This is a genomic window from Erwinia sp. V71, assembly GCF_965644245.1.
Classification (GTDB): Bacteria; Pseudomonadota; Gammaproteobacteria; order Enterobacterales; family Enterobacteriaceae; genus Erwinia.
In genome coordinates, this window is the sequence record NZ_CBFFRK010000148.1 from 1 (window position 1) to 10,719 (window position 10,719).

The window sequence follows — 10,719 nt, forward strand, 5'->3', positions numbered from 1 at the left end:
AGTCTGAAGAGATGCACGACAAGATCATCGGCTGGTATCTGACAATCAACCACTACCACTAAATCTGCGTCACGACCGAGGAACGGCTGCTGCGACAGTTTCTTGACCAGATACTGTCACAACAGGATTAGCCAGTCGTGCCGGTGTTGGAAATCTACAACTTCTGAAACTGCTTATTATCCACACTGCGCACAATCTGCTTGTTCAGCAAATTCAGTAACAGCATGGATCGCGCCTCGCCATCCGGCTCAGTAAAGATCGCTTTCAACCCTTCGAACGTCCCCTCGGTAATCACCACCTCGTCACCCGGCTGCGGCGTCTCGGGATCGACCATCTGCTGCGGCGTTTCAGTCTGCAAGACGCTAATCACATCCTGCGGCACGGTAGCGGGCAGCGGCCCGAAACGAACAAAATGGCTGACCCCACGTGTCGAACTGATGGTGGTGGTGTGGATGGTCTCGGGATCGAATTCAATAAACAGATAATTGGGGAACAGTGGCTCACTGACCGTCGTGCGCTTACCGCGCACAATCTTCTCAATCGCGATCATCGGGCTTAGGCAATGCACTGACTGACGCTCCAGATGCTCTTTGGCGCGCAGCAGTTGACCACGTTTACAGTACAGTAAATACCAGGATTCCATAGTGTCACTTTCCAGTTACCGGGGGCTCAGAATAGCAAAACTGCGCTCGGAGTTGTAGCAACAACAAAAGCAAGCAGGGCGGCTAAATCGGCTTTATAATGCATGATTCACTGGCCGTATTGATGGAATGGCATGAAATACCAAGACTTACGCGACTTCCTCTCCCTGCTTGAACAACGCGGGGAACTCAAACGCATCACGCATGAGATCGACCCGGTGCTGGAAATGACTGAAATCGCCGATCGCACCCTGCGTGCTGGCGGTCCGGCACTGCTGTTCGAAAACCCGAAAGGCTATGATATGCCGGTGCTGTGCAACCTGTTCGGCACGCCGCAGCGTGTGGCGATGGGCATGGGACAGGAAGATGTCAGCGCGCTGCGCGAAGTCGGTAAGCTGCTGGCATTTTTGAAAGAACCTGAGCCGCCGAAGGGATTCCGCGATCTGTTCGACAAAATGCCGCAGTTCAAACAAGTGCTGAATATGTCCACCAAACGGCTGCGTAATGCGCCCTGCCAGGAAGTGATTCTTGAAGGGGATGAGGTTGATTTAACGCGTATCCCGGTGATGAAGTGCTGGCCGGAAGATGCTGCACCGCTGATCACCTGGGGATTAACCGTGACACGCGGACCGCACAAAGAGCGGCAGAACCTCGGTATCTACCGCCAGCAGGTAATCGGCAAAAACAAGCTGATTATGCGCTGGCTCTCCCATCGTGGTGGTGCGCTCGATTTCCAGGAGTGGCGTCAGACCAACCCGGGCGAACGTTTCCCGGTATCGGTAGCACTTGGTGCCGATCCTGCTACTATCCTTGGCGCGGTGACCCCGGTGCCGGATACCCTTTCCGAATACGCCTTTGCCGGTCTGCTACGGGGTAACAAGACCGAAGTGGTAAAGTGCGTGTCCAACGACCTGGAAATTCCTGCCAGTGCGGAAATCGTGCTGGAAGGTTATATTGAAGCGGGTGAGATGGCGCCTGAAGGGCCGTATGGCGACCATACCGGTTACTACAATGAAGTGGATAACTTCCCGGTGTTTACCGTAACGCACATAACGCAACGTCGTGATGCCATCTATCATTCAACCTATACGGGTCGTCCACCGGATGAACCGGCGGTGCTGGGTGTGGCGCTGAATGAAGTGTTCGTGCCGATCCTGCAAAAGCAGTTCCCGGAAATTGTCGATTTCTATCTGCCACCGGAAGGGTGTTCGTACCGCCTGGCGGTGGTGACGATGAAAAAACAGTATGCCGGGCACGCCAAGCGCGTCATGATGGGCGTCTGGTCGTTCCTGCGGCAGTTTATGTACACTAAATTTGTTATTGTCTGTGATGACGATGTCAATGCGCGTGACTGGAATGATGTGATCTGGGCGATCACCACGCGAATGGACCCGGCGCGCGACACGGTGTTGGTCGAGAATACACCGATTGATTACCTCGACTTTGCCTCGCCAGTATCCGGGCTGGGTTCCAAAATGGGTCTGGACGCCACCAATAAATGGCCAGGGGAAACGCAGCGCGAATGGGGGCGGCCGATCGTAAAAGATGCCGCAGTAACCGCGCGTATTGATGCTATCTGGGATGAGTTGGCTATTTTTGAACAGCCGCCGCAGCGTTAATGGGCGGCAGTAACCTGTAATAATGACGACCCGACAGAGGGAACGCATGACAAGATTAAGCTGTAAAGTGACCTCAGTTGAGGCCATTACCGATACTGTGTACCGCGTGCGACTGGTGCCGGAGGCTGAATTCAGCTTTCGCGCGGGTCAATATCTGATGGTAGTGATGGATGATCGCGACAAGCGTCCATTCTCACTGGCATCAACGCCAATGGAAAAAGAGATTATCGAATTGCATATCGGTGCGTCTGAACTGAACCCGTATGCGATGGCAGTAATGGAACGTATTCAGCAACAGCGCGAAATCACGGTGGATATTCCTCACGGTGATGCATGGCTGCGTGAGGAGGGCGACCGTCCGCTGATCCTGATCGCAGGCGGCACCGGTTTCTCCTATGCGCGCTCTATCCTGCTGACGGCGCTGGCGCAGCAGCCGAACCGTGATATCGCTATCTACTGGGGCGGCCGCGAACTGAAACATCTGTACGATCTCGATGAGCTGAACGCGCTGGCGGTGAAGCACCCGAATCTGAAGGTGATCCCGGTGGTGGAACAACCTGAACAGGGCTGGCAGGGGCGCAGTGGCACGGTATTAACGGCAGTGATGCAGGATTACGGCGATCTGGGCGGGCATGATATCTATATTGCCGGACGTTTTGAGATGGCGAAGATTGCCCGTGAGCGCTTCTGTGCGGAACGTGGCGCGGTGGAAGCACAGATGTATGGCGATGCTTTCGCCTTCATCTGACAGTGATTGGCCGGGTTTGACCGGCCAAAAAAAATCCCGTCCCTGACAGGCGGGAACAGACAAATGTCTGAAGTTTTCACGTATTAAACACGTTCGAACACAGTGGCGATGCCCTGGCCAATACCGATACACATGGTGGCGAGGCCAAACTGTGCATCACGCCGTTCCATCAGATTCAGCAACGTGGTGCTGATGCGTGCACCGGAGCAGCCTAACGGGTGGCCGAGTGCAATCGCGCCGCCGTTCAGATTGACCTTCTCATCCAGACTATCCAGCAGCTGCAGATCTTTCAGGCACGGCAAGGCTTGTGCGGCAAAGGCTTCGTTAAATTCAAACAGGTCGATATCGGCGATGCTCAGGCCGGCACGTTTTAACGCCAGTTTCGATGCAGGCACCGGGCCGTAGCCCATCACCGACGGGTCACAACCGACGACGGCCATCGATTTGATGCGTGCCCGCGCCGTTAACCCCAGTTCGGTAGCGCGAGTTTCGCTCATGATCAGTATCGCCGCTGCGCCATCGGACAGCGCCGAGGAACTGCCCGCGGTCACGGTGCCGTTGACCGGGTCAAACGCCGGTTTCAGCGTCGCCAGGCTGGCGGCAGTGGTTTCCGGACGAATCACCTCATCTGCGTCATAGCGTTTCAGTACGCCATCGGCATCATGACCAGAAGTGGCGACAATCTCTGCGTTAAAATGGCCCGCCTGAGTCGCCGCCCAGGCACGCTGATGGGAACGGGCGGCGAATTCATCCTGCATTTCCCGGCTGATATGGTGTACCCGCGCCAGCATTTCTGCGGTCAGGCCCATCATGCCCGCCGCTTTGGCGACGGTGCGGCTCAGGCCCGGATGAAAGTCCACGCCGTGGTTCATCGGGACATGTCCCATATGTTCGACGCCGCCAATCAGGCAGGCTTGCGCATCGCCGACCATAATCGCGCGCGCCGCATCGTGCAGCGCCTGCATGGAGGAACCACACAGACGGTTAACCGTGGTGGCGGGCACGCGCTGCGGGATTTCGGCCAGCAGCGCGGCGTTGCGCGCAATGTTGAATCCCTGCTCCAGCGTCTGTTGCACACATCCCCAGTAAATATCATCGAGAGTGGCCGCTTCCAGCGCCGGGTTACGGCTTAATAAACTGCGCATCAGATGTGCGGAAAGATCTTCCGCACGTACATGACGGAACGCGCCGCCTTTCGAACGGCCCATTGGCGTGCGGATGGCATCAACAATCACTACGTTTTGCATAATTTTTCCTCACGCCGTTTTCAGTGAATCAGCCGTCAGCGCGGCGGCTGGCGGATACCAGCTTTCATTGCGTTGCGCTTTTTCCGCTACGCAGGCAGGGGGCGAATAGAGCGCACCCAGTCCGGTAAATGCCTGCGCCTGTTGCAGGAATGCCGCGTTGCCGAGAGTATCGAGATAGCGGAACACACCACCGTGGAACGGCGGGAAGCCGAGGCCATAAACCAGTGCCATATCGGCCTCTGCCGGGCTGGCGATGATGTGCTCATCGAGACAACGCACCACTTCATTGATCATCGGGATCATCATGCGTGCGACGATCTCCTCATCCGTGAAGACGCGTTGTGGTTGGCAGACGCTCTGCAGCAGTTCATCAACGGCCGGGTCGGCCACTTTTTTCGCTTTGCCTTTATTGTCGTTTTCCCAGCGGTAGAAACCCTGCTGATTTTTCTGACCGTAGCGTCTGGCATCGAACAGCACATCAATCGCATCGCGATACGCTTTTTTCATGCGGCTCGGGAAACCATCAGCCATGACGCTTTGCGCATGGTGCGCGGTATCGATACCGACCACATCCAGCAGCCACGCCGGGCCCATCGGCCAGCCAAATTTCTTCTCCATCACCTTATCGATCTGGCGGAAATCTGCGCCATCACGCAGCAATAAGCTGAACGCCGCGAAGTAGGGGAACAGTACGCGGTTGACGAAGAAGCCCGGGCAGTCGTTGACGACAATCGGTGTTTTGCCCATTTTGCTCGCCCAGGCCACCACCTGCGCCACAGTGGCATCGGCCGTCTGTTTACCACGAATCACTTCCACCAGTGCCATGCGTGGCACCGGATTAAAGAAGTGCATACCGCAGAAATTTTCCGGCCGTTGCAGCGCCTGCGCCAGCTGGCTGATGGGGATGGTGGAGGTATTGGACGCGAGAATCGTCTCCGGGCGCACTTTGCTTTCGGTTTCCGCCAGCACTTTTGCTTTGACCTGCGGATTTTCCACCACCGCTTCCACCACGATATCGGTACGCTCGAAGCTGCTGTAGTCGAGCGTTGGCTGAATGGTGGCGATGACGCTGGCCAGTTTCATGCCATCGATCCGGCCGCGTTCCAGTTGTTTATTCAGCAGCTTCGCGGCCTCATTGATACCCAGTGCCAGCGATTGCGGGTTGATATCTTTCATGATCACCGGCACGCCTTTCCATGCCGACTGATACGCAATACCGCCGCCCATAATGCCCGCACCCAGCACGGCAGCCTGCTGTGGCGTTGCCACATCACGGGCGAGTTTCTTCGCTTTGCCTTTGACATACTGGTCATTGAGGAAGATGCCGACCAGGGCTCTGGCTTCGCTGGAACGCGCTAACGGCACAAACGCCTGAGTTTCCAGCTTCAGTGCGTCGTCACGGCCGAGGCTGGCGGCGGCTTCAATAGTTTTTACCGCGGTGATCGGTGCCGGGTAGTGTTTGCCTGCGGTTTGTAGCACCATCGCTTTGGCAGTGGTGAAACTCATCGCGGCTTCGATGGCGCTCAGTTTCAGCGGCATCAGTTTTGGCTGACGGCGTGCGCGCCAGCTGTCGGGGTTGGCGATTGCCTCTTTCAGCATGGCGATCGCGCCATCCTGCAGTTTTTCTGCGGCCACCACCGCATCTACCAGGCCCAGCGCCAGCGCCTGGCTGGCATCGACATCCTTGCCCGCCGCGATAATTTCTAATGCACTGTCTGCGCCCAGCAGACGTGGCAGACGCACGGAGCCGCCGAAACCTGGCATAATCCCCAGTCTGGTTTCCGGCAGACCGATGCGGGTATCTGGTGTGGCGATACGCAGGTCAGTGGCCAGCACACATTCGCAGCCGCCGCCCAGCGCATAACCGCTGATGGCGGAAATTGTCGGCACGGGCAGATCTTCCAGACGGTTAAAAATGCTGTTGGCAAAGCTGAGCCACTGTTCCAGCTGCTGCGCCGGGGCAGCGAACAGCGACAGAAATTCAGTAATATCCGCGCCGACGATAAACGCCGGTTTGGCCGAACTGAGCAACAGCCCTTTCAGCTGTGGCTGTTGCTCCAGCACAGCAATCGCTTCGCCGAGGCTGGCGACGGTTTGGGTATCCAGTTTATTGACCGAACCGGGCGCATCGAAGACCAGTCTGGCGATACCATCGTCCAGCCAGTCAAGTGAAAGGGTCTCGCCTTGGTAGAGCATGTCCGTCTCCTGAAGCAGCGATTAAGGGATCTGGTCATACCAGATGATCGAGAGTGTGGTTTTGATGTTAATTAATTGCAAACGGATGTTTGCTTATTTGCTAACAAGATCACAGCTGCAGCAAAACGGCATCCCGTCACTGGCTGTGCTAAGATGCGAACAATTTTGGATATCGCGGAGAGAGGCTAATGGACTCACTGGTTACGCTGTATAAAGATCATATTGCCGAACTGCAGCAACGCGCGCAGCAGGTGCTGGCGCGTTTTCAACTCGACGCCATGCTGATTCATTCCGGGGAACTGCTGACGGTATTCCTCGATGACCACACCTATCCTTTTAAGGTCAATCCACAATTTAAAGCCTGGGTGCCGGTCACGCAGGTGCCGAACTGCTGGCTGTGGGTGGATGGTGTCAGTAAGCCGAAGCTGTGGTTCTATTCGCCGGTGGATTACTGGCACAACGTTGAACCACTGCCATCCAGTTTCTGGACGGAAGAGATCGAGATTATTCAGCTGAAAAACGCTGATGACATCGCGCAGCTGTTACCGGCCAAACGCGAGAATGTCGCTTACATCGGCCCGGTGCCGCAGCGTGCCGCGCAGTTAGCCATCAGCGCTGGCAATATCAATCCGCAGGGTGTACTCGATTATCTGCATTATCACCGCGCCTATAAAACTGACTACGAGCTGGCCTGTATGCGTGAAGCGCAGAAGGTGGCAGTGCTGGGGCATCGTGCGGCGAAGGAAGCCTTTCTTTCCGGGATGAGCGAGTTCGATATTAATCTCGCCTATCTCACCGCCACCGGCCACAGCGATAACGATGTGCCGTATGGCAATATCATTGCGCTGAACGAGCATGCGGCGGTCCTGCACTATACCCAGCTGCAGCAGCAGGCACCGGAACAACGGCTCAGTTTCCTGATTGATGCGGGTGCGGAATATAACGGTTATGCAGCCGATTTAACCCGTACCTATGCCGCGCAGAGCGATAACCTGTATGCGCAGCTGGTACAGGATCTGAACAGCGAAGAGCTGGCGCTGATTGATACCCTGAAAGCGGGTGTACGCTATACCGAATATCATCAGCAGATGCATCACCGTATCGCGAAGCTGCTGCTGAAGCATCAGCTGGTGAGTGGCTTAAGCGAAGAGGCACTGGTCAGCGAAAATCTGACCGGGCCATTCCTGCCGCACGGGCTGGGGCATCCGCTGGGCTTGCAGGTGCATGATGTGGCAGGCTTTATGCAGGATGATCGTGGCACGCATCTGGCGGCGCCAGCGCAGTATCCGTATCTGCGCTGCACCCGGATACTGGAACCGCGTATGGTGCTGACCATCGAACCAGGACTTTACTTTATTGAGTCCCTGCTCGCGCCATGGCGTGAAGGTCAATTCAGTCAGCACTTCAACTGGTCGCTGATCGATTCCCTGAAGCCGTATGGCGGCATCCGCATTGAAGACAATGTGGTGATTTACGACAATCGGGTGGAAAACATGACGCGTGACCTGAATCTCGCCTGATGAATGCGTATGACATTCCCGCTGACGCCCTGAGTGTCAGTGAGGAGACGATCAAAAAAAGTCGCTTTATTACTCTGCTGGCGCATACCGACGGGGTGGAAGCGGCGCGCGCCTTTGTGCAGCAGGTGAAGCACGATCACCCCACTGCCCGCCATCACTGCTGGGCATGGGTGGCAGGCGCGCCGGATGACTCGCAACAGCTGGGTTTTTCTGATGATGGTGAACCTTCCGGCACGGCGGGGAAACCGATGCTGGCGCAGCTGATGGGCAATAATATCGGCGAAATCACCGCGGTGGTGGTGCGTTACTATGGCGGTATCCAGCTTGGCACGGGTGGCCTGGTAAAAGCCTATGGCGGCGGGGTGCAGCTGGGATTAAAGCAGCTGGCGCGCGTGCAGAAAATCCCGATGCGTGATTTTCTGCTGCGCTGCGATTACGCTCAACTGGCGGATATCGAACGGATGATTAAACGCTTTGATGGCCGGCTGGTGGAGAGCGAGTTTCTCGATGCCGTATCAATCCGGCTGGCGCTGCCTCACCGTGGCGTGGAAGGCTTTGCACAAAATCTGTCAGACTTTAGCCGGGGCGCGTTACAGCTCACTCCGGCAGAATAATCACTCTTTCTGTAAACAGTTTAAGGAAACGGCTGGATGCATATTCGTGCCATTACCCGCATTGTCGGTCTGCTGGTCATTCTGTTTTCCGGAACGATGATCTTACCCGGCCTTGTGGCGCTAATTTATCGTGATGGCGCGGGACGTGCGTTCAGCCAGACATTCTTTATGGCGCTGATTATCGGCGCACTGCTGTGGTGGCCAAACCGCAGACAGAAGAGCGAGCTAAAACCGCGCGAAGGCTTTTTGATCGTCGTGCTGTTCTGGACAGTGCTGGGCAGTGTGGGGGCGATGCCATTTATCTTCTCCGAACAACCGCATCTGAGCGTGACCGACGCTTTTTTCGAATCCTTTTCCGGTTTAACCACCACTGGCGCCACCACGCTGGTGGGGCTGGACTCGTTGCCCAAGGCGATTTTGTTCTACCGTCAGATGCTGCAGTGGTTCGGTGGTATGGGGATCATTGTGCTGGCGGTGGCGATTCTGCCAATCCTCGGCGTAGGGGGAATGCAGCTGTATCGTGCCGAAATGCCCGGGCCGCTGAAAGATAACAAGATGCGACCGCGTATTGCCGAGACGGCCAAAACACTGTGGCTGATCTACGTGCTGCTGACGGTGGCCTGCGCACTGGCGCTGTGGTTTGCGGGTATGTCGCTGTTTGATGCCATTGGCCACAGTTTTTCTACCATCGCCATCGGCGGCTTCTCTACCCATGACGCCAGTATCGGTTACTTTAACAGCCCGACGATTAACACCATTATTGCCATCTTCCTGCTGATCTCTGGCTGTAACTATGGTCTGCACTTTTCATTACTGAGTGGACGCAATCTGCGCGTCTACTGGCGCGATCCGGAATTCCGCATGTTTATTGGCGTGCAGCTGACGCTGGTGGTGATTTGCACCCTGGTGTTGTGGTTCCACGATGTCTATGCCACTGGCATGCAGACGCTGAACCAGGCATTTTTCCAGGTAGTCTCAATGGCGACCACTGCCGGATTCACGACTGACAGCATCGCGCGCTGGCCGCTGTTCCTGCCGGTATTGCTGTTATGTTCGGCATTTATCGGCGGTTGCGCCGGTTCGACCGGCGGTGGCCTGAAGGTGATTCGCATTCTGCTGCTGTTTAAGCAGGGCTCGCGCGAACTGAAAAGACTGGTGCATCCAAACGCGGTGTACACCATTAAGCTGGGTAATCGCGCACTGCCGGAACGTATTCTTGAAGCGGTATGGGGATTCTTCTCCGCTTATGCGCTGGTGTTTATCCTCAGCATGCTGGCGATTATCGCCACTGGCGTGGATGACTTTTCCGCGTTTGCCGCGGTAGCGGCGACGCTCAATAACCTGGGGCCGGGCCTTGGCGTGGTGGCGGATAACTTCACTTCAATGAACGATGTCGCGAAGTGGATTCTGATCCTCACGATGCTGTTTGGCCGTCTTGAAGTGTTTACGCTGTTGGTGTTGTTTACGCCAACCTTCTGGCGTGAATAAACCACGAGTATCTCTCTATGAAAGCGCTAATTCTTTTTTCCAGTCGTGAAGGTCAGACGCGCGAAATCGCTTCTTATATTGCTAACAGCATTAAAGAAGAGAAGGAGTGCGATGTGCTGAATATTCTGCATGCCGACACGATCGACTGGACGCAGTACGATCGTGTCCTGATTGGTGCCTCGATTCATTATGGCCATTTCCATCCTGCGGTAGCGAAATTTGTGAAGCGCCATGCACAGCAACTGCAACAGCGCGTCAGCGGATTCTTCTGCGTTAACCTGACGGCGCGTAAAGCGGAGAAGCGTACTCCGCAGACCAATGCTTATACGCGTAAGTTCCTGTTGCAGTCGCCGTGGCAACCGGATTGCTGTGCTGTGTTTGCCGGTGCGTTGCGTTATCAGCAATATCGCTGGTTCGACCGTATGATGATCCAGCTGATTATGCGCATGACCGGCGGTGAAACGGATACTTCGAAAGAAGTTGTCTATACCGACTGGCCGCAGGTGGGGCGTTTTGCGCTGGAATTTGCGCATTTGCCAGCCAAATCGCAGTAAAAAAACGCGCTTTGCCGAAAAATACATCTGTCAGTTATTTTTTTGCAATAAACACTTGTCAGGCGTCAGGAACTCCCTATAATGCGCCTCCA

Annotated in this window: 9 protein-coding genes; 6 read left to right on the forward strand and 3 right to left on the reverse strand. The window is 55.7% G+C overall.

The window, feature by feature from the left end:
* Positions 1-154: 154 nt before the first annotated feature.
* Positions 155-643: a transcription/translation regulatory transformer protein RfaH gene (gene rfaH / locus ACSZO1_RS20095; protein WP_437615815.1), complete on the reverse strand. Its 489-nt coding sequence runs from the start codon at positions 641-643 to the stop codon at positions 155-157.
* 132 nt (positions 644-775) lie between these two features.
* Between rfaH and ubiD the strand changes: the two genes are divergently transcribed.
* Positions 776-2,260, forward strand: a complete 1,485-nt coding sequence (gene ubiD / locus ACSZO1_RS20100) for a 4-hydroxy-3-polyprenylbenzoate decarboxylase (protein WP_437615817.1) — start codon at positions 776-778, stop codon at positions 2,258-2,260.
* 46 nt (positions 2,261-2,306) lie between these two features.
* Positions 2,307-3,008: an NAD(P)H-flavin reductase gene (fre, locus tag ACSZO1_RS20105; protein WP_437615819.1), complete on the forward strand. Its 702-nt coding sequence runs from the start codon at positions 2,307-2,309 to the stop codon at positions 3,006-3,008.
* Positions 3,009-3,091: 83 nt separating this feature from the next.
* Here fre and fadA read toward each other — a convergent pair whose 3' ends face one another.
* Together fadA and fadB are read right to left on the reverse strand one after the other, a co-directional pair.
* A complete protein-coding gene (gene fadA, locus ACSZO1_RS20110; RefSeq protein ID WP_437615821.1) occupies positions 3,092-4,255 on the reverse strand; it encodes an acetyl-CoA C-acyltransferase FadA in 1,164 nt (387 codons plus the stop codon).
* 9 nt (positions 4,256-4,264) lie between these two features.
* The gene (fadB, locus tag ACSZO1_RS20115) at positions 4,265-6,451 is read right to left on the reverse strand and encodes a fatty acid oxidation complex subunit alpha FadB (protein ID WP_437615823.1); all 2,187 of its coding nucleotides are present in this window, start codon (positions 6,449-6,451) and stop codon (positions 4,265-4,267) included.
* 188 nt (positions 6,452-6,639) lie between these two features.
* Between fadB and pepQ the strand changes: the two genes are divergently transcribed.
* The 4 genes from pepQ to hemG are packed head-to-tail and all read left to right on the forward strand — an operon-like array spanning position 6,640 to position 10,627.
* Positions 6,640-7,971 (forward strand): Xaa-Pro dipeptidase, encoded by a 1,332-nt coding sequence (pepQ, locus tag ACSZO1_RS20120; RefSeq protein WP_437615825.1) that lies wholly within the window; start codon positions 6,640-6,642, stop codon positions 7,969-7,971.
* A complete protein-coding gene (locus ACSZO1_RS20125) occupies positions 7,971-8,585 on the forward strand; it encodes an IMPACT family protein (protein ID WP_437615827.1) in 615 nt (204 codons plus the stop codon). The genes pepQ and ACSZO1_RS20125 overlap by 1 nt, the downstream gene beginning before the upstream one ends.
* A 36-nt stretch (positions 8,586-8,621) precedes the next feature.
* On the forward strand, positions 8,622-10,073 hold the full coding sequence (gene trkH / locus ACSZO1_RS20130) for a Trk system potassium transporter TrkH (RefSeq protein WP_437615829.1): 1,452 nt from the start codon (positions 8,622-8,624) through the stop codon (positions 10,071-10,073).
* A gap of 17 nt (positions 10,074-10,090) precedes the next feature.
* The gene (gene hemG / locus ACSZO1_RS20135) at positions 10,091-10,627 is read left to right on the forward strand and encodes a menaquinone-dependent protoporphyrinogen IX dehydrogenase (protein WP_437615831.1); all 537 of its coding nucleotides are present in this window, start codon (positions 10,091-10,093) and stop codon (positions 10,625-10,627) included.
* Positions 10,628-10,719: the final 92 nt, after the last annotated feature.

Coding starts and splice junctions, on each gene's coding strand:
- rfaH (WP_437615815.1), bottom strand. CDS start 643: ATGGAATCCTGGTATTTACTGTACTGTAAACGTGGTCAACTGCTGCGC.
- ubiD (WP_437615817.1), top strand. CDS start 776: ATGAAATACCAAGACTTACGCGACTTCCTCTCCCTGCTTGAACAACGC.
- fre (WP_437615819.1), top strand. CDS start 2,307: ATGACAAGATTAAGCTGTAAAGTGACCTCAGTTGAGGCCATTACCGAT.
- fadA (WP_437615821.1), bottom strand. CDS start 4,255: ATGCAAAACGTAGTGATTGTTGATGCCATCCGCACGCCAATGGGCCGT.
- fadB (WP_437615823.1), bottom strand. CDS start 6,451: ATGCTCTACCAAGGCGAGACCCTTTCACTTGACTGGCTGGACGATGGT.
- pepQ (WP_437615825.1), top strand. CDS start 6,640: ATGGACTCACTGGTTACGCTGTATAAAGATCATATTGCCGAACTGCAG.
- ACSZO1_RS20125 (WP_437615827.1), top strand. CDS start 7,971: ATGAATGCGTATGACATTCCCGCTGACGCCCTGAGTGTCAGTGAGGAG.
- trkH (WP_437615829.1), top strand. CDS start 8,622: ATGCATATTCGTGCCATTACCCGCATTGTCGGTCTGCTGGTCATTCTG.
- hemG (WP_437615831.1), top strand. CDS start 10,091: ATGAAAGCGCTAATTCTTTTTTCCAGTCGTGAAGGTCAGACGCGCGAA.